Genomic DNA, 20272 nt, shown 5'->3' with positions numbered 1-20272 from the left:
TTTTTCCCCATGAATCTCCGTGAAAAACCTCCCTTTTATCTCCGCGAAATTAATAATTGCCGTAGGCGCTCCCTACTCAACTCTTTTCACTCCTCTGTAAAATCTCCGTCTCATTCTTTCATGTTCCTCATTTTTTTATCCCTTTCCATCTCCATAACTCCCATATTGTTCTTATGTTTGTTCATCAATTTTTAGAAGTTAAATTCATACCATGGAAACGTTAACGCAACGACACATAGATTACGACCGTTCAAAGTTCTCAGACAGCGAACTTGTTGATATATACAAACGCATACTTAAGCCCCGCCTAATTGAAGAGAAGATGCTGATTCTTCTGCGTCAAGGAAAGATTTCCAAGTGGTTTTCTGGTTGGGGACAAGAGGCCATTAGTGTCGGGACAACCCTCGCAATGGAAAAAGATGAAGTCATTCTTCCTATGCACAGAAATCTTGGAGTTTTCACAACACGTGATATTCCTTTGGAAAGACTTTTTGCTCAATTTCAAGGAAAAATGACAGGTTTTACAAAAGGTCGTGACCGTTCTTTCCACTTTGGAACAATGGATTATAATATCGTGGGAATGATTTCTCACCTAGGTCCACAGTTGGGAATTGCCGATGGAATAGCGCTCTCTTCTTTATTGAAGAACGAGAAAAAAGCGACATTGGTTTTTTCTGGAGATGGTGGAGCAAGTGAAGGAGATTTTCATGAAGCGTTGAACGTTGCCGCAGTTTGGCAATTACCAACAATTTTCACAATCGAAAACAACGAATGGGGGTTGTCAACGCCAAGTAATGAGCAATTCAGATTCAAACAATTTATAGACAAAGGAATTGGATATGGAATGGATGCTTACCAGATTGATGGAAACAACATTTTGGAAGTGATTACTTCTGTTCAACAAATCGCTGAATCTATTCGTGAACGTCCAAGACCATTTTTATTGGAATGTTTGACTTTTAGAATGCGTGGACACGAAGAAGCTTCTGGAACCAAATATTATCCAGAAGGGATTCAAGATGAATGGAATAAGAAAGATCCTGTTGTAAATTACGAGCTTTTCCTTAAAGAAGAAGGCTTGCTGACAGATGAAATGATTGCTAAGTTTTCTAAAGAAATCAAAGCTGAAATTCAAAATGGATTAGATGTAGCAGGAGCAGAGCCTAAAATTGTTCCAGATACGGAAATAGAAATTAAAGATTTATTCAAGGAGCACAATCAAGTGGTTGTGGCACCTGAATCACAAAATAAAAGCGAAAAACGATTGGTTGATGCTGTTTCTGACGGTTTGAGACAATCCATGGAACGCTATCCAGAATTGGTTTTGATGGGACAAGACATTGGCGATTATGGCGGTGTTTTTAAAGTTACAGAAGGATTTGTTGAACAATTCGGAAAAGACAGAGTGCGAAACACACCTTTGTGTGAATCTGCAATTATAGGAGCAGGACTTGGTTTGTCTATCGCTGGAATGAAAGCAATGGTAGAAATGCAATTCTCTGATTTCGTAACGGTTGGGTTTAACCAAATCGTGAATAATTTAGCGAAATTACATTGGCGTTGGGGACAAAATGCTGATGTGGTAGTCAGAATGCCTACGGGTGCTGGAGTAGCTGCAGGGCCTTTCCATTCACAAAGTACAGAAGCTTGGTTTTTCCATACACCAGGATTAAAAATTGTTTATCCGGCATTCCCAGGAGATGCAAAAGGATTATTGGCAGCAGCTATTGAAGATCCAAATCCTGTTTTATTCTTTGAACACAAATTTCTTTACCGCAGCTTGAAAGAGGAAATCTATGATGATTACTACACAACTGAAATCGGGAAAGCGGCTGTTTTAAAAGAAGGGAACGATGTTACGATTGTAACTTACGGCTTGGGAGTTCACTGGGCTTTGGAAACTTTAGAAAACGACACTTCGATTTCTGCAGATTTGATTGATTTAAGAACTCTAGCGCCATTGGATATGGAAACAGTGATTGAATCGGTTAAAAAGACGGGAAAAGTAATTGTTTTACATGAAGATGTTGAAATCGGTGGAATAGGAGCAGAGATTGTAACTCAAATCAACGAAGCTTGTTTTGAGTATTTAGATGCACCAGTTCGCAGAGTAGCCTCTTTAAATACACCCATTCCATTTGATGCAGATTTAGAGAAAAACTTCCTAGCGAATGCTCGTTTTGAAACAGTGTTAAAAGAGCTATTAGCTTACTAAAAATACCCGATGGATAAAGGAACGGCGCAGACCTCGACGAAATCAGATCAACGTGTGATAAAAGGATGGATCTTTTATGACTGGGCAAATTCAGTCTATAATTTAGTGATATCCTCCGCTATATTTCCAGTTTTCTATGCAAATGTTACAGAAAGCCACTATTTAAAAACAGTAGGAAGAAATGAATTGCTGCCAGACGAAAATGTGATGGTAGACTTTTTTGGAATTACATTGTCCAATTCTGTTTTGTTTTCTTATGTCCTGGCGGCGTCATTTTTAGTGGTTAGTATTCTGTCTCCTTTATTATCAGGAATAGCCGATGTAACAGGAAGTAAGAAGCGTTTTCTGCAGTTTTTCTGTTATTTAGGAGCGCTTTCTAGTATTTCTTTGTTTTGGTTTAATCCCGCCAATATCGAATGGGGAATGTTATCTATCTTCCTTGCCAGTATTGGTTTCTGGAATAGTTTGGTGTTCTACAATGCCTACCTTCCAGAAATTGCAGAACCAAAATACCATGATAATATTTCAGCGAGAGGATTCTCAATGGGCTATTTCGGAAGTATGATTTTATTGGTGATTTGTTTGTCCATCATCATGTTTATCGATCCTGCTTACACCAAATATAGTTTCATATTAGTAGGTTTATGGTGGATGGGATTTGCCCAAGTTACTTTTCGAAGATTACCTTATAACATCCATAAACGTGATGTAAAAACAGGATATATTTTTAAAGGAGTTCAAGAATTAAAGTCAGTCTTTAAGGAATTTCGTCAAACCAAAAGACTTCAGCGCTATTTACTTTCGTTTTTCTTTTTCAATACAGGAGTTCAAACCGTAATGTTGATGGCAGTTGTTTTCGCCAAAAAAGAAATTGACTGGGGAGCAGCTGGAGGAGATACAGGATTAATCATTGCCATTTTGTTAATTCAAATTTTAGGGGCGGGAGGAGCTTATTTGATGTCTTTCATTTCAAGTTTAATAGGAAACCTAAAAACCTTAATTTTCGTAGTGATGGGCTGGATGACTTTATGTATTTGGGCCTATTGGTTAGAATCTCCAACTGAATTTTACTTTTTAGCCGCCGGAATAGGAATAGTGATGGGAGGAGTTCAAGCGCTTTCTCGTTCAACTTATTCCAAGTTTTTGCCAACGACAGAAGACACGACTTCTTATTTTTCATTCTATGATGTAGCAGAAAAAATCGGAATTGTTCTTGGTTTATTTTTCTTCGGATTAATGGAATACCTAACTGGAGATTTAAGAGCGTCCGTTCTTTCAATTGTCGCATTTTTCGCTGTAGGATTGGTGTTGTTGATCTTTGTTCCCAGAAAGGAAAGTGAGAAAGGAAGGAAGGTTTTGAGCGCTAGTCGATTGAGGAAGTTGGCGGAGAAGGAAAATGCGGATTAAAATCGGTAGGAGAGGGGAGGAAACTTCGATATCGCTTAGTTTCCAAATGGAGCGTTGGGTTAAATTACAAATTTTGTGATTCTTTTGAGTTTTCACTTTTAGAAGATTAATTGGTGTTTTTCGTTTTAACTTTAGCCAAACCAATTCTCAATTTCTTCAAACGTATATGTTGGATTTTCACCAAAAGAACCCTATCATTTTCCCAAAACACAATTCTTAATTTATGTTATCAAAATTCTTTTGTTTTCGCCGTTTTACCTTTATGTTTTTCTATTCATACTCCTTGTAAACAAGTCTTTTGAGTGATAAAAATATTGAGGTTTTTATGCGTTTTCTTAAAAGTTAACGAATGTTACCAGAGGCCAAAATTTGTTATAGACCACGGCATGAGTGAGATATATGATTTATGTTAGCATAGGTTTTTAGTTGAACCAAGTACTACACAAATTTATATTATTCACTTTTCAACACTTTAAGTTATGGTCGTAAGAAAAATAAACAAATTAAAAACGAAGACAGTTTTCTCGTTTTTAGATTACAGTATTTTAATTAATACTTTATTAATAATTGTGGGATCTGGATTTATTTTATTTCATTTCCAAGATCAGTTCTCAGAAATAAGAAAGCTTCGATTTAATTCGACATTCGTGAGCGTACTTTTTTATTTCACGGTTTCAATTTTGACTTTCAAAATTTTGTTTTTCATTTTCTTATTGGTGAACTTTTTAAAATATAAGCCAGTTCAATCTGTTAGAGATAAAGAACTGCCAAATCTAACAATTATCGTTCCTGCATATAACGAGGGAGCTTTCGTTTTTGATACCTTAAAAAGTATTGCCAAGAGCAACTATCCTAAAGATAAAATTCAGCTGATTGCTATTGATGATGGAAGTAAAGACGATACTTGGGAATGGATGCAAAAAGCAAATTCGGAACTAGGAGAGTTCTTGTCTATCTATCAACAACCAGAAAACAAAGGTAAAAGACATGCGCTTTACAGAGGATTCAAAATCGCAACTGGAGATGTGATGGTAACAATCGATAGTGATTCTTTAATTTATGGGAATACATTAAGGAACTTGGTTTCTCCTTTTGTTGTGAACCCGAAATGTGGAGCAGTAGCAGGAAATGTCAAAATTCAAAATGCGAAAAAAGCAATTATTCCAAAAATGCTGAATGTAAGTTTTGCGTATAGTTTTGGGTTTATTCGTGCGGCTCAAGGAAACATGAAAAGCGTTTTATGCACTCCAGGAGCACTGTCTGCTTATAAAAAAGAGGCTGTAATGAGTTGTCTGGAAGAATGGATAAACCAGACTTTTATGGGAGTCAATACGGATATTGGAGAAGATAGAGCGATGACAAATATGATTTTGAAACAAGGATATGATACTATGTTCCAAAGTAATGCCAGCGTAGCAACCAATATTCCAGAAAATTACAGTGTTTTAAGGAAAATGTTTACAAGGTGGGAAAGAAGTAATGTACGCGAGAATATCATGATGACAAAATTTGCATTTAAAGACTTCAGGAGTGGGAATAAAACAAGCCCAAGAATTTTGTTAACCAATCAGTGGTTGTCGATTTTAACAGCTTATCCTTCTTTAATCATCATGCTCATTAGTCTGGTAATGTACCCTCTCTTATTCATCAGTTCTACGATAATTAGTATTGCATTATTCTCTCTGATTCCAGCGATGTATTATGCGATAAAATATAGTAAAAGGCATTCATTATGGATTTTTACTTACAATATTTTTTACCTGTTTACGCTTTTCTGGATAACTCCTTATGCTATTCTAACAGCCAGTAGAAGAGGATGGTTGACAAGGAGTCCGGCGGAAACTGTGATTACGTAAAACATAAAGTTGCATTCCACGGTCACTATCAATATTGAATAGTGCCGTGGTTTGAAAAATACAATGCTTATATTGTGAATTCAAATTAGAATAACATTAAATGAAAGCATTAGGAATATCAATAGAAGGAAGCACAGCAATTTTTAGCGGACTGGAAAAAACGGAGTCTGGAATTTTCGAGATCTCAGATAAATTGAAGAAAGTTCAATTAAAAGATCATTTGGATTCCAAAGAAGTTCAGAATGTCTTTGAAACTATACACGCTTTTCTGGAGAGAAACTCTTTTGATGAAATAGGAATAATTAAAAGAGGAACTAAAGGTAATTTTGCTGCTTCACCTATTTCTTTTAAAATCGAAGGATTGATTCAAATGTACACCAAGGTGGATATTCAGTTTGTGGCTCCTCCAACATTGCGCGCTTTTTATAAGAAGAATGAGAATTCGTTTAGTCCAAAATATGCGTACCAAAAGGCGTCGAACGATTTAGCTTTTTACCTTTTGGAAAGAGAAAAAAAGTAATTACGAACGGCTTTAGTTCTCAACGCAGTTAATCTTCAATTATAATTTACGATTGGTGCGACTCAAACGGGTTGATTCGGTTGGGATAACGGAACGCGGATGACGCAGGTGCTTCAAGAAGCAACGCTGATACTCGCAGATTTTTTTATTACTATTTTTAGAAAAACAAAATCCGTCAAAATCCGCGTTCCATTACAGCGCAAACCACGTTAATAATTAAACCTTAAACATTAATCATTATTCCGCGTTCCATTACAGCGCAACCCCCGAAAAAAACCACGTTAATAATTAGACCTTAACCATTAATCATTATTCCTCTAATTCGTATCTTTGCACTCAAATTTATTTCACCATGGATATTCATGACCTTGTAATTCGAGACAAAGAAATCGTTGCTTTAGCAGATGTTTTCCTCAATCCAGAGAGTCAAAGCCAGATTCAACAACTGATTAGAGAGTATAAATATGTAGATGAACTCACAAAATACAATTTACCTGTCAACAATAAAGTACTGCTTCAAGGAAGTTCTGGATGTGGAAAGACGACGACGGCAAAAGCCATTGCTCATGCGCTAGGAAAGAAAATCTTGATTCTTAATTTGAGTAATATTGTTTGTTCAAGAATTGGAGAAACTTCTCAAAATATAAAATTGGTTTTCGATAAAGCAGGTAGAGATAAATCTGTTCTATTTTTGGATGAATTTGATCAAATCGGAAAAGCCCGTGAGGACAGTGATAAAGATGTTGGTGAAATGAGAAGATTGGTGAACACCATTATTCAGTTGATGGATTATTACCCCAAGGATGCAGTATTGATTTGTGCAACCAATCATCCAGAAATTATAGATTCTGCTTTGATGAGAAGATTTCAATTACACATAGATTTTGAAATGCCTAATCAAGAAACCTTGGACTCATACTATGATCAATTACTTTCTGCTTTTCCAGAGGAATTGCGAAACATCAAAAGAGTCTACGGAATTTCATTTGCCGAGGCAAAGGACTATGTCAACACAGAGGTAAAGTCGCTTTTGATAAAAAACTTAGAGAAAGAAAAAGTCTAAAATACAAAGAAACAAAAAGACCAACTTTTTTGAGTTGGTCTTTCCATGTTAAATCTAATTGACTCCACCTAAAGTTACCACTAATTTCAATTTAAAATCTTTGAGTTTAGCTTAAGATGACTTATTGAAGATTTTCTAAACAACAAAATAGATTCCCCAATACTAGGTATTTTCGGAATGACAATCGATAGCATAGTTAGGTGGGGAAATTTGCTGAAGCTTCGCTTCGGGAAATTTCCCCAATCTATAATATAAAACACCTGTCATTCAGAAGGAGTTTAACGACTGAGGAAACTCTTTTTGATTATCGTTAAAAATTAATTTGGCTTCAAAGTCATAGTTTATAGCTAGTTATTACTATTATATATAACTGGTGTGATAGCGGGTAACCACAAAATCTAATTATTGGTTGCTCGGAAACAAACGAGTTTTATAAAAAGAACTGTTTTTAATTTTGCTGTGTTTCCGTTCAAACACTAATTACTTATCCATATTCTTCGCTTTCCCTAAACCCGAAATATTAGTGGTTACATCTGAAGGGTTCCCATAAAAATCAACATTCCCAACTCCAGAAATTGAAATATCTATGCTTTCAGAAGCATGAACCTTTAGGTTTCCAATTCCGTCGCATTCTACAACTGCCTTTTTAGATTTAAGGTCTCTGCTGTCAATTTCTCCAACTCCATTTGAACTAACAAAAGCATTCACAGCTGTTCCTTTGGCTTCAATGGTTCCAACCGCCTTCGAAATTAAATTTATGGTCGTTACATGGGCATCATTTATTTTAATTTCGCCCACTCCATTATTTTCAACATTCAGTTCGTCTCCTTTAAAGTTCTTTTCAATGTATAAAGAACCCACACTATTAAAAATAACATTTGAAAGATGAGGTGAGCCCACTATAATTTTTAGTTCGTTTTTCTTTTCGGTGTATTTATCCTTGTTTCGTAATTCTATTTCAAGCTCATCATCACCGCTTGAAACCTTTAAATCTTCAATGAGATTTGCACCGCCTTCAACATGCATGTAAAAACTATCCGATTGTTCGAAATAAATCTCACCAACCACTTCTAACTCCAGCGTTGAAAATTCAGAAACTGGAAAAGATTTTGAGGTTTTTGGGCCGGAATCATAATTTCCACAAGAGCTTAAAAGGAAAATCGTAAGTACACTTAAATATAAAATTGAATTTTTCATGCCATGAAGATAGTAAGAAGATTTAGAATTAGTATATTCACAAGGAATAAGAACAGATCAAAAAGCAAAGTAATCCTACTATGAAAAACTTAATTCGTTTATTATCCTTCTGCGTTTTCGCTACATTTCTAAACTCTTGTGCTTTTCATTCTGGTGTAATGACAGGAAATGCAGCATTAAGCGATGCCAATTTCAAGGTTGTAGATTATGCCGTTGGAACATCGGAAACATTTAAGGTCTTTGGTCTCGGTGGAGTTGCCACAGACGCCTTAGTTCTTGAAGCCAAAAGAAATTTGTACAAAAACTATCCATTGAAAGCGGGACAGGCGTTGGCCAATGTTTCGGTAGATTTTAAGCGTTCTTTTTTTCCAGTGGTTTCAAAAAATAAAGTTGTTGTCTCAGCAGATATTATTGACTTTAATACCAGTGCAATTGCAAAATCAGAATCACAGAGTTTTCCTTTAGGATCTACAATGGTAGCTAAGGAAGGGTATAATGATTACAACGAGGTGGTTTATTTTAAATACCAAGGGGAATATAAGTTGGGGAAAATAGTGGGTTATGGCCGTACTCAGGCAAAAGTATTGGTAACAAGTGTCCGCGATCGAATGCTCATTAGACGTGTGCCCAAAAGAAAGTTATTTTTTAGAACAAAAAGCAAATCCGGAGTAGAAACAAAATTCAATATTGGCTCAGAAGTTTTTTATGAAGACGATATTGTAGATGACAATGGTGTGGATAGAACAGTTAAACGCTTCGGAAAAATTTTCGCCTTTGGGCAAAAAGGGGCTTTGGTAGAATATAATATTGATGATGTTCCCATATTCTTCTTTGTTACCTATGATAGATTAACGCTAAGACCTCATTCTGAAACGAAGTGAAATGTTGGATAATTGATTAAAATAAATGCTTATCGGGGACTTTACCAGCTATTTAATATGCTACCATAAAAAGTACTCTCTTTAACTTGGTCAGACCCTTCCAGATTTGAAAATCTTAATTTTCAGCTCTTGTAAGGATGACAGTTGTGGTGCGCTGCTGATCTTTCTGTGTGTTTATCTCCAGAAGTAAGATTAAAAAATCAAAACACCTAGCTCTTTTTTGCTTATACCTTGGTCTTACATGTCGTTCGCAAATAAAATCAGAAACCAAGGAGGCCATTTATAAGAATGCTTTATTTGAGAATTTTATTAGACTAAAGATTTCAAAGTGTCTAGGTAGTTTCCAACATGAAAGTCATGAGGTGAAATCAATTTATTTGCCGTAGGTTTGAAGTTGATTAATTTTAATTAAAACAATCTGAAAATATATTTATATGAATAAGATATCAATACAGTCTGCTTTTTGGTTTCTGGCTTTATTCGGCTTTAGCTTTCTATCATGTGCTCAGTCCGAAGAAAATAAGCCACAAAAACTGGAAGAGACAAAACAAATTAAAGCAACGAATATGGAAAATAAAATGAAAGTAGAGATTTGGAGTGATGTGATGTGTCCTTTTTGCTATATCGGAAAAAGAAATTTTGAAACTGCTTTAGCACAGTTTGCAGATAAAGAATACATCGATGTGGTTTGGAAAAGTTTTCAATTAGATTCAAGCATTCCCGAAGTAGCTAAAGAGAGTTACGCAGAATATCTTGTGATAAACAAGGGGATGGCCAAGGAACAGGTGAAAGGGATGTTGGACAATGTTACTGCATCGGCAAAACAAGTGGGCTTGGAGTACAATTTTGATAAATCGGTAATGGTAAATTCCTTAAATGCCCATAAATTATTGCAATTTGCCAAAGCCAAAGGCTTGGGAAGTGAGGCAGAGGAGGTTTTGTTTCGTGCGTTTTTTACTGATGGAGAGAATATTGCAGACCAAGCAACTCTTGTCGCTTTAGGAAAAGAAATCGGGTTAGAAAAGTCTGAAGTTCAAACGGCTTTAAGCGATAAAAAATACGAAGATCTTGTAAAAGCAGATATTCAAGAAGCGCGCCAGGTTGGAGTTCAAGGTGTTCCATTTTTTGTGATGGACAGAAAATATGCCGTTTCTGGTGCACAACCTGCTCAAGCCTTCACGCAAAACTTGGAAAAAGCATATACAGAATGGAGAAAGCTTAACCCCGTTTCTAAATTAGAAATAACACAAGGTCAAAGCTGCACACCAGATGGAATTTGTGACTAAATAGCGCTTTGTGCTTAATCCTTAATCAGGATTTGAAAACAATATTAACCTGAAGACGAGAATTTCGTTTTCAGGTTTTTTTGTTTAAGATTTATGTATTACAACTCCTTCAGACATTTAAGCAAAGTTTTAAGTTTGATATGATTTTCTTACTTTAGCAAAGTAGCTTTCTTAGGAGTAGCTGAAAGGAAACAGGCGGTTAAAAATTAAGAGGATGAGCGCAAAAAAGTAATTTAAACCCGATGCTATTCTTGATATATTTTCGTCCTGTAGCGAAATAGCTAAGAAAATTAATAGATTTGAGAAAGGGTATTTTACTTTAAAATTATTCATTTACTAAATACATGGAAGAAGAAAATAAAACTCAAGAGCAACCCAATAATCCGCTTCATGGCGTTAAGTTAGCCACGATTTTAGATACTCTAGTTGACCATTACGGTTGGGAAGCTTTGGGAGATCGAATCAAAATCAATTGCTTTCAGAATAATCCAACGAAAAAGTCAAGTTTAAACTTTCTAAGGAAAACGCCTTGGGCAAGAGATAAGGTAGAACAACTTTATCTGAAAAATTTAAAAAGATTCAATGGTGGAGAAGGAATGGTGAGAGGAGAAAATGTTAAGGCCGTAAAAAAGAAGATTTCAAAGCCTAAGACAAACCCTAAGCCAAAAGAATCAGCTCCAGCGCAGAATAACACTAAGTACGTTTACAAAAAATAAGCTTGCTTGCCTTCTGCTTTCAGGGTATTGATGGAAGTAAGATTGTTTTGAATGAAAGAAATAGGTGCTTTTTGATAATGCAATTGAAATTTCAATGAAATGAGAATCGAACTTGAGGTTAAAGATAGATCCAATACAGCTGAAGGAATTAAACTTGCTCCGTTCAGAAAGCACATTCGTAAAACAACACCGCACAAACACAATAGTTATTTCGAAATTATTTACCTCACAAAAGGTGCGGGATTTCATACGATTGATACTAAGCAATACGCAATAAAACCACCTATTGTGTTTACCATTCGCAAAGAACAAGTTCATTTTTGGGACATCACTAAAGAGCCGGAAGGATTTGTTTTGATCATTAAAAAGTCATTCATCGAGAATTGCTTAGATAAGGACGTAAAAAGATTGATTTCTAATCTCAGTTTCCATAACTGCTTGTTTCCCCAAGACGATTCAGCTATGGAGATTTACACGCTTTTATTAAAAGAGTTTTCCAGAAATAAAGATTCAAATCGACTAATAAGCGATGGATTACTCAAAGCGCTACTGGCCAAACTACTAGAATCGGTAGTGTATAAAGTTCCTAAAAATGGGAATAATTCTATTTTTCAGGCTTATATTGATTTATTAAACCAAGAAAATAAATTAACCAATAAAGTCAGTTATTTTGCTGCTCTTTTGAATACTACACCTCAAAATTTAAATGCGATTTGTAGAAAGGAAAAAGGGCAATCCGCTTCCGAAATTTTGTCAGAACACATAATTAGCGAAGCAAAACGGCTGCTGCTTTACACAGATTTTACAGTGAATGAAATATCTCTCCAACTGGATTTTAAGGATAATTCTCATTTCTCAAAATACTTCAAGCGGCACGTAACTAAAACACCGCTCGCATTCCGTAAAGAAAACAACTGACCGTACCATTGTATTTTCATATAGACCATCTTTTTGGAGTGTTATTGTATAGTTTTGCTGTATCACATTAAAAAATAGCACATCAAAATGAATAGTCGGTTAAAGGAAGTGGCACAATTGTTTTTCAAATTGGGAAGTATAGCCTTTGGTGGGCCTGCTGCTCATATTGCGATGATGGAGGATGAAGTAGTGAAAAAACGGAAATGGATGACGCAACAGCATTTTTTGGATATGGTAGGAGCAACTAACCTAATTCCAGGCCCAAACTCCACAGAGATGACAATGCATTGTGGTCATGAAAGAGCAGGGTGGAAGGGTTTGATCGTTGCCGGAGTTTGTTTCGTATTTCCCGCAGTTGTAATTACAATGGTTCTGGCTTATTTGTATCAGCAATACGGCCAAATGCCGAAAGTTGAACCTTTTATTTATGGAATAAAACCTGCTGTTATTGCCATTATTTTAGGTGCTGTTTACCGATTAGGAAAAAAAGCCTTGAAGAACATTGAACTGGGGATTTTAGGAGGACTTACATTAATAGCTTGTTTGCTCGGACTTAACGAAATTATAGCCTTATTTGCTTGTGGATTTCTGGGGTTGGCATTGTATTTTGTTCGAAAACCAAAGGATAAGCTGTACAGTATTGCACCGCTTATTTTGCTGCAAGTAGCTTTTTCGACTGGCGTTTTTAAAATGCTATGGATATTCCTAAAGGTCGGCGCTTTGCTCTATGGGAGTGGTTATGTATTGTTTGCTTTTTTAGATGCTGAGTTAGTGAACACAGGAATGCTCACCCGTCAACAGTTGATTGACGCCGTTGCGGTGGGCCAATTTACTCCTGGTCCAGTTTTATCGACAGCCACATTTATTGGTTGGCAAATGGGCGGTTTTTGGGGTGCAGTGGCCGCCACTGTTGGAATTTTTCTTCCGTCTTTTGTCTTCGTAAGTATTCTCAATCCGCTTATTCCTCGTATGCGTAAATCTAAAATGATGGCTGCGTTTTTGAATGCCGTAAATATTGCCGCAGTAGCGGTTATTGTTGCTGTTTGCGTGGAAATGGGGAAAGATACGCTTACAGATTGGAAAACGATTTTAATCGCTGTTTCAAGCATAGTTAGTGTTTTCGTTTTTAAGAAAATGAACAGTGCTTTTATCGTAATAGGGGGCGCTTTACTCGGATTTGTCTTGAGTCTTATCTAAAAGCTTAATTCTTCAATTTGAAGTATTGTTGAGATTAAACAAAAGATTTTTAGCTTTGTTATTCTTACCTTATTAAAGCTCAAATAAATTTCAAATGAAAAATTCTCCAGAAACTCCAGTTCAATTTAAAAATGGTTCAATAATGAAAAATAGATTCATGTTGGCACCTATGACCAATACGCAAAGTCATGAAGACGGAACGCTTTCTGATGACGAATTTAATTGGTTGTCTATGCGAGCAAAAGGACAGTTTGGTCTAGTTATGACTTGTGCTTCTCATGTTCAAAAAATTGGACAAGGTTTTCCAGGACAATTGGGAATATTCTCAGATAAGCATATTGAAGGTCATAGAAAATTGGCAGCTGAAATAAAATCGCATGGAAGTTTAGCTGTGGTTCAGCTTCATCATGCAGGAATGCGAACGCCTAAGGAGTTAATCGGTGAAGCTCCTGTTTGTCCTTCTGTCAATGAAAAAACGGGTGCGAGAGCATTAAGTGCCAAAGAAGTTGAGCAATTAAAAATAGATTTCATAGATGCTGCCATTCGTGCAAAGAAAGCAGGTTATGATGGAGTGGAGGTTCATGGCGCACATGGTTATATTCTTACACAGTTTTTAAGTGCTGAAATCAACTACAGAACGGATGAATATGGTGGGAGCCTAGAAAATCGATCTCGCCTTTTATTTGAAATTGTTGAAGGAATAAGGAAGTCATGCGGAGAAGAGTTTTTGTTGGGTGTCAGACTTTCTCCAGAAAGATTTGGAATGGATTTATTAGAAGTGAAAGAAGTTTGTCAACGTTTTATTAAAGAAGATAAAATTGATTTTTTAGATATTTCTTTGTGGGATGTTTTCAAAATGCCCGAAGTGGAAGAGTATCAAGATCAATCTTTAATGGATCATTTTATAGAGCTTGATTATGGGAATATCAAATTAACAGTTGCTGGAAAAATCAAAAATGGTCAAGATGTTCATCAAGCGCTATCTTCAGGAATCGACTTCGTTTCCATTGGTCAATCGGCTATTTTACACCATGATTTTGCGAAGAAAGTTATAGAAAATCCGAATTTTGAACCCGTAAAAACTCCAGTATCGGAGGATTACTTAAAACAAGAAGGACTAGGGGAAGATTTTATACATTACATGAAGCGTTGGGATGGATTTGTGGAAGAGAAATAATTACTAAGAATGTGTAGTTTCAAATTGATTCTTCCAGATTGATTAAATTCGTAATTGTTTAATACATTGATCTTTTGATCCTTGAATTTTTAAATGTGTCTAAAATATGAAAAAAGTACTCCTCGTTTTAGCAGAAGGATTTGAACTTCTAGAAGCCAGCGCCTTTATTGATGTCATTGGATGGAACCTTGAAGAAGGAAACGGAAGGACTCAATTATTTACCTGTGGACTAAAAAAAGAAATTAAAAGTACTTTCAATCAAACTTTCATTGCTGATTTTTTGATCGATGAAATTGATGTCAACGCTTACGATGCGCTTGCTATTCCAGGTGGATTCGAGCAATATGGATTCTACAAAGACGCTTATGGGGAAAAAATTCAAAATTTAATTCGATCTTTTCATTCTAAAGATAAAATCATTGCTTCGATTTGTGTTGGTGCTCTTCCTTTAGGCAAAAGCGGAATTTTAAAAGGTAAAAATGCGACAACATACGGTAATCCAGACAGGAGGAAATCGTTAGAAGATTTTGGGGCGCATGTGGTAAACGAGCAAATTGTTGCTGACAATAGAATCATTACCTCTCACGGACCCTCCACAGCCTTGGAGGTAGCTTTTCTTCTTTTAGAAAATCTGACTACAAAGCAAAATACAAATCAGGTAAAGAAATTAATGGGGTTTTAAGATGATTTGTTTGTGGCCGTTAAAGGTGTTGCTCTATTCTTTTTATTAGAGCACCCTTTACTTTCAAAAAAGTAGAAATTCATAAGTTGGTTCTACCCTGATTTTAATGGCTTATTCTCAATTGCACGTGAAATTCCATTGAAATCAGGGTAGCACCCATAAGTCTATCCAAAAAAAAGGCTGATTCCGAATAATCGAAATCAGCTTTCTGAAATATATAAAACCTTCTATAAAATCAGAATTTGATATTTTGTTTTATATGCAAATTCTACTTTTTAAATTCAGTAATTGTCTTTTCTATTATCGCAACACAATCCATCAATTGCTCTTCGGTAATTACCAATGGTGGAGCAAAACGAATAATATTTCCGTGTGTTGGTTTTGCGATCAAACCGTTTTCTTTCATTGCCATACATAAATCCCAAGCAGTTGTACTTTCTTCTGTATCGTTGATTAAAATTGCGTTTAATAAACCTCTACCACGTACTTTGTTAACTAAGTTAGTTCCTTCTATGATGCGGTTCATTTCCTTGCGGAACAATTTCCCCATTTTATCAGCATTTGCCGCTAAGTTTTCATTTTTGATTACTTCTAAAGCAGCAACCGCAACCGCAGCTGCTAAAGGATTTCCTCCAAAAGTAGAACCGTGTTGACCTGGCTGAATAACGCCCATAATGTGATCATCCGCTAAAACAGCTGATACAGGATAAACTCCACCAGAAATTGCTTTTCCTAAAACAACCATATCTGGACGAACATAAGTTGGTGCTTTTTGCTCACATTTAGAACCACATGAACAATCTCCACAAACAGCTAAAAGACTACCTGTTCTTGCAATACCTGTTTGTACTTCGTCAGCAATAAACAAAACATCAGCTTCTGTACATAGTCTTCTTACTTCAGCCAAATAACCTTCGTCTGGAACAAAAACTCCCGCTTCACCTTGAATTGGTTCAACCAAGAATCCTGCAACATTATCTTGTTTTAATGCTTCTGCTAAAGCCGCTGTATCGTTGTAAGGAATTTTTATAAATCCAGGAGTGTAAGGACCAAAATTATCGCGTGCATTATCGTCATTTGAGAAAGAGATAATTGTTGTTGTTCTTCCATGGAAGTTATTTTCACAAACAATAATTTTCGCATGATCTTCTGGAATACCTTTCTTTTCGTAGGCGTATTTTCTACAAATTTTAATCGCTGTTTCTACCGCCTCAGCACCAGAATTCATTGCTAAAATTTTATCAAAACCGAAAGTCTCAGTTGCATATTTCTCAAAAGGACCCAATACGTCATTATAGAACGCACGAGAAGTTAAAGTTAATGTTTCAGCTTGCTCTTTTAAAGCTCCAATAATGTGCGGATGACAATGACCTTGATTTACAGCAGAATAAGCAGAAAGAAAATCGTAATAATGTTTCCCCTCAATATCCCAAACGTGAACACCTTCACCTTTGGCTAAAACAACTGGTAACGGATGATAATTGTGCGCTCCGTACTTTTCTTCCATTTTGATTATGTCTTCCGAGGATAACTTTTCTGTTGTTGTATTCATATAATTTGTTTTTTATAATTTATAAAATGTGTTATGTCTGTCAAAACACCAAGGCTCCCGCAAATATAGGGATTTGGTAGGGAAATAAAAAATTCGGTAGATTAGTAAAGAGGTTTGAGTAGGGAATAGTGGCGACTTTGTTTCGTAGCTCTACATCGAAAGCTATTCATTGTTTAAAAACATCCATTGATCGTTGCTTTTTTAACAAGAATTAGATTTTTAGCTTAAAATTATTTGCTTTTAACTTAACCTAACTTCAGCGAAATTAAACACTAATTCTTATGGAATATTCATAGGTTGTTAGTCGAAAAAGTTGAGTAACTAACACTTTACATTTTTGAACTGGAGGAACGACTTGCAAAGACGGAGTCAACCGATGAAAAAGAAGCTGTATTGCAAAAGCGAATTACTCGCCTTGAAAAAATAATTCTAGAATTCTCAAAATAATAAGTAAATTGAATTTTATAATCTGAGAGTGATTGAATTCGTAATTAATATTTATCTCACAAACACCCATTCATCCTCACCCGACATCTCCTCACTATAACTATATCCATCCACATTATATCCTTTCAAATCTTCCACATCTTTGTATTGATTTTGAATAATATCTCTCGTCATAGCACCACGTGCGTGTTTTGCGTACATCATTATCACCTTAAATTCATCGCCTTTTAAATCTTTAAAGACTGGAGTGATAATTCTCGGTTTTAGAACTTTTTTGTCTACTGCTTTAAAGTATTCATTGGAAGCTAAGTTGATGATTACTTCATCTTTTTCGGTTTCTTCATTGATGAATTTCGCTAATTTACTTCCCCAATATTCATAAAGGTTCTTTGTTTTTGAAGTTACATTCCATCGTGTTCCCATTTCTAATCTGTATGGAAACATTAAATCCAATGGTTTTAAAATTCCATATAACCCAGATAAAATCATCAAGTCTTTTTGAGCATTTTCAAAATCTTTCTTAGAAAATGTTGAAACATCAAGTCCTTTATAGGCCTCTCCTGTAAAAACTGTTACTGCGGGTTTTGCATTATCATTTAAAGAAGTCGGTTTTTCCCAATCTTGGTAACGTTGGTGATTCAAATCACTTAGGTTTTCTGAAATTTTCATGAGTTCTCCTATCTGCTTTTTTGACATTTTTTGAAGCTTTTTCGCCAAATAATCAGCCTCTTCTAAAAAATGCGCTTTTTCAGTAAAAGGAGTTTCAATATTCTGGTCGTAATCCAAAGACTTTGCTGGAGATAATAATATTTTCATGAGTTTTATTTTGAATTTCAAAAATACGAAATTAAAGACGGATATTACTGTCTCTATCTTAACGAGTTTTGATTTTGAATAAGCTTTCAGTTTTCTCCCTTTTTGTTGGTCTCAGAAATAATTGAAAACGCACTCCCGCTGAACAATCTAGATTAAAACACCTGTTCAGATAGTTATCAGAATTAGCTTCTAAAAAATTATTATTCGGAAAGTAAAGCGTTTTTTGTCTAAGGTCTAATATTCTAAACTCTCTCTAACGACTAATTGGCTAAAATCTATTTTTCTATTCGGCCTTATATATTATCATTTCCTTCTAATATTAAACAGCTTTTTTTGAGATGTCTAGAAAAGGCTATTTGTCATGGTTTTTTGTCTGCAAATGCTGACAGTTTTTCAATATAAATAGACAAGCGCTGACAGATTGTCCCGATAAGCACAATGGCAATGAATTTGAGTGTTGCTTTCCGGTTTAAAAAAGATAAAAATGGGAAAACAAGATAGAGACGAAGCGGCTGAGCAAGAAAAGCAAGCGGCTACTGATACACAAAATAAGGCTGAAGAGACTGAGGGAACTCAGAATGAAAGTACTGAAGAGGCTGCTCAGGAGTTAACAGTTGAACAGCAACTAGAGAATAAAATCGCAGGTTTAAACGATAAGTATTTGCGTTTGTATTCTGATTTTGAAAACTTTAGAAAGAGAACGATCAAAGAAAAAGGAGACCTAATTTCTAATGCTAGTGAAGGTGTTGTCAAAGACATGTTAGCTATTTTGGATGACTTTGAGAGAGCAATCGAAAATAATCAAACTTCGGATGATGCAGATGCAATTAAGCAAGGCTTCCAGTTGATTTATAACAAGTTTAGCAACATTCTAACGGCCAAAGGTTTGAAAGCAATGGATAGCAAAGGGGAAACTTTTGATATCGATCACCATGAAGCCATCACAAATATTCCTGCCGACAAAAAAATGAAAGGAAAAGTGGTGGATGTAGTAGAAAAAGGATATTTCTTAAATGACAAAGTTTTGCGATACGCGAAGGTCGTAGTAGGTCAATAAAATATATTATGAGCGAGAAAAGAGATTATTATGAAGTGTTGGGTGTAAGTCGTTCTGCGACTGCTCCTGAAATTAAGAAAGCATACCGTAAACTCGCCTTAAAGTACCACCCTGATAAAAATCCTGATGATGCTGAGGCGGAGAATAAATTTAAAGAAGCAGCAGAAGCATACGAGGTTTTAGCAGATGCTCAGAAAAAACAACGCTACGATCAATTTGGTCATGCAGGTGTTGATGGATCTGGCGGAGGCGGAGGCTTCGGTGGGATGGATATGGATGACATATTCTCTCAATTCGGTGACATCTTCGGTGGCGGAGGTGGTGGTTTTGGAGGTCGAAGAGGCGGCGGTGGCGCTCGTCAAAGAACTGCCAAAGGAACCAATCTTCGTGTGAAAATTAAGCTAACGCTAGATGAGGTAGCCGATGGCGTGAAAAAGAAAATTCGCGTAAACAAGTTGGTCAATGCCGCTGGTGTTACTTTCAAAGAATGTTCTACTTGTAACGGAGCAGGTAGGGTAAATCGTGTAACGCAAACCTTCCTCGGAGCAATGCAAACGGCTTCAACTTGTCCGAATTGCCAAGGAACAGGGAAAATAATTGACAAAAAGCCATCTGGAGCAGACAGTCAAGGACTAGAGCGAAAAGAAGAGGTGATCGAATTGGATATTCCATCAGGAGTAGAAGATGGAATGCAACTTTCGGTAAGTGGAAAAGGAAACGCTGGACCATTTGACGGAATCGCAGGAGATTTATTGGTGGTGATCGAAGTAAAAGAGCATGAAGAATTACGTCGTGATGGACAAAACGTTCATTATGAAGCCTTCATTAACTTTGCTGATGCCGCTTTAGGAGCTTCTATTGAAGTGCCAACAATTAAAAGTAGAGCGCGTATTAAGATAGAACCAGGAACTCAAAGTGGTAAAATGTTGCGCTTAAAGGGAAAAGGTTTGCCAAGTGTTCAGAATTACGGAACAGGAGATCAGTTTGTTCATATTAATATTTGGACACCGCAATCACTTTCGAAAGAGGAGCAAGATATGATGGAAAAGTTGAGAGAAAGCGAAAACTTTCAACCTAATCCGGATGGTAAAGAGAAAGGTTTCTTTCAACGTGTAAAAGATATGTTTAGTAATTAGTGTCTGGACGGAAACACATCAAAATTAAAAATATTTCTTTTTACGATAGTTCCCTTTATTTTTAATCGCCTGATACTAAGGCATTACCTCATAAAAATAAATTCAACTCTCATCAAAAATAATCTATTTTATAAAATTCGTCTGTTTCC

16 protein-coding genes and 1 pseudogene are annotated in these 20272 nt (G+C 35.9%); 14 read left to right on the top strand and 3 right to left on the bottom strand.

Annotated elements, in window-relative coordinates:
* Positions 1-211: 211 nt before the first annotated feature.
* The 5 genes from DIT68_RS09080 (at position 212) to DIT68_RS09060 (ending at position 7061) form a co-directional block, all read left to right on the top strand.
* On the top strand, positions 212-2215 hold the full coding sequence (locus tag DIT68_RS09080) for an alpha-ketoacid dehydrogenase subunit alpha/beta (RefSeq protein WP_109359484.1): 2004 nt from the start codon (positions 212-214) through the stop codon (positions 2213-2215).
* Positions 2216-2224: 9 nt separating this feature from the next.
* The gene (locus DIT68_RS09075) at positions 2225-3622 is read left to right on the top strand and encodes an MFS transporter (protein WP_109359483.1); all 1398 of its coding nucleotides are present in this window, start codon (positions 2225-2227) and stop codon (positions 3620-3622) included.
* Positions 3623-4269: 647 nt separating this feature from the next.
* Entirely contained in the window at positions 4270-5478 is a 1209-nt protein-coding gene (locus tag DIT68_RS09070) for a glycosyltransferase (RefSeq protein WP_317133896.1), read from the top strand.
* Positions 5479-5578: 100 nt separating this feature from the next.
* Positions 5579-5998 (top strand): DUF3010 family protein, encoded by a 420-nt coding sequence (locus tag DIT68_RS09065; protein WP_109359481.1) that lies wholly within the window; start codon positions 5579-5581, stop codon positions 5996-5998.
* A 352-nt stretch (positions 5999-6350) separates the two neighbouring features.
* Entirely contained in the window at positions 6351-7061 is a 711-nt protein-coding gene (locus DIT68_RS09060; RefSeq protein ID WP_109359480.1) for an AAA family ATPase, read from the top strand.
* A 480-nt stretch (positions 7062-7541) separates the two neighbouring features.
* Here DIT68_RS09060 and DIT68_RS09055 read toward each other — a convergent pair whose 3' ends face one another.
* Positions 7542-8258 carry a head GIN domain-containing protein gene (locus tag DIT68_RS09055; RefSeq protein WP_109359479.1) on the bottom strand — a complete coding sequence of 239 codons (717 nt, stop codon included), beginning with the start codon at positions 8256-8258 and terminating at the stop codon, positions 7542-7544.
* A gap of 80 nt (positions 8259-8338) precedes the next feature.
* Between DIT68_RS09055 and DIT68_RS09050 the strand changes: the two genes are divergently transcribed.
* The 7 genes and pseudogenes from DIT68_RS09050 to DIT68_RS09020 all read left to right on the top strand — a co-directional run bounded on the left by DIT68_RS09050 (position 8339) and on the right by DIT68_RS09020 (position 15115).
* Positions 8339-9139 carry a DUF6567 family protein gene (locus tag DIT68_RS09050; protein WP_146194173.1) on the top strand — a complete coding sequence of 267 codons (801 nt, stop codon included), beginning with the start codon at positions 8339-8341 and terminating at the stop codon, positions 9137-9139.
* 434 nt (positions 9140-9573) lie between these two features.
* Positions 9574-10425, top strand: coding sequence for a DsbA family oxidoreductase (locus tag DIT68_RS09045; RefSeq protein WP_233244179.1), 852 nt, complete (start codon positions 9574-9576; stop codon positions 10423-10425).
* 344 nt (positions 10426-10769) lie between these two features.
* Positions 10770-11000, top strand: a pseudogene (locus DIT68_RS16555) (VF530 family protein); the annotation flags it as partial.
* Between the two features lie 240 nt (positions 11001-11240).
* Complete coding sequence (locus DIT68_RS09035; protein ID WP_109359476.1) at positions 11241-12059, top strand: AraC family transcriptional regulator; 819 nt, start codon at positions 11241-11243, stop codon at positions 12057-12059.
* Positions 12060-12146: 87 nt separating this feature from the next.
* A complete protein-coding gene (gene chrA, locus DIT68_RS09030) occupies positions 12147-13256 on the top strand; it encodes a chromate efflux transporter (RefSeq protein WP_109359475.1) in 1110 nt (369 codons plus the stop codon).
* Between the two features lie 94 nt (positions 13257-13350).
* Complete coding sequence (locus DIT68_RS09025) at positions 13351-14433, top strand: NADH:flavin oxidoreductase (protein ID WP_109359474.1); 1083 nt, start codon at positions 13351-13353, stop codon at positions 14431-14433.
* Positions 14434-14539: 106 nt separating this feature from the next.
* Positions 14540-15115: a DJ-1/PfpI family protein gene (locus DIT68_RS09020; protein WP_109359473.1), complete on the top strand. Its 576-nt coding sequence runs from the start codon at positions 14540-14542 to the stop codon at positions 15113-15115.
* Between the two features lie 268 nt (positions 15116-15383).
* Here DIT68_RS09020 and rocD read toward each other — a convergent pair whose 3' ends face one another.
* Both rocD and yaaA read right to left on the bottom strand, forming a co-directional pair.
* Positions 15384-16667: an ornithine--oxo-acid transaminase gene (rocD, locus tag DIT68_RS09015; RefSeq protein ID WP_109359472.1), complete on the bottom strand. Its 1284-nt coding sequence runs from the start codon at positions 16665-16667 to the stop codon at positions 15384-15386.
* Between the two features lie 498 nt (positions 16668-17165).
* Entirely contained in the window at positions 17166-17930 is a 765-nt protein-coding gene (gene yaaA, locus DIT68_RS09010; protein ID WP_109359471.1) for a peroxide stress protein YaaA, read from the bottom strand.
* Between the two features lie 484 nt (positions 17931-18414).
* Here yaaA and DIT68_RS09005 point away from each other — a divergent pair, with 484 nt between their 5' ends.
* A complete protein-coding gene (locus DIT68_RS09005) occupies positions 18415-18987 on the top strand; it encodes a nucleotide exchange factor GrpE (RefSeq protein ID WP_109359470.1) in 573 nt (190 codons plus the stop codon).
* Between the two features lie 8 nt (positions 18988-18995).
* Complete coding sequence (gene dnaJ / locus DIT68_RS09000) at positions 18996-20123, top strand: molecular chaperone DnaJ (protein ID WP_109359469.1); 1128 nt, start codon at positions 18996-18998, stop codon at positions 20121-20123.
* Positions 20124-20272: the final 149 nt, after the last annotated feature.

It is taken from the genome of Brumimicrobium oceani, from assembly GCF_003143775.1.
Taxonomy (GTDB): domain Bacteria; phylum Bacteroidota; class Bacteroidia; order Flavobacteriales_D; family Crocinitomicaceae; genus Brumimicrobium; species Brumimicrobium oceani.
The sequence above is the reverse complement of the archived record's forward strand: the minus strand, read 5'-3'. Positions and strand labels throughout refer to the sequence as shown.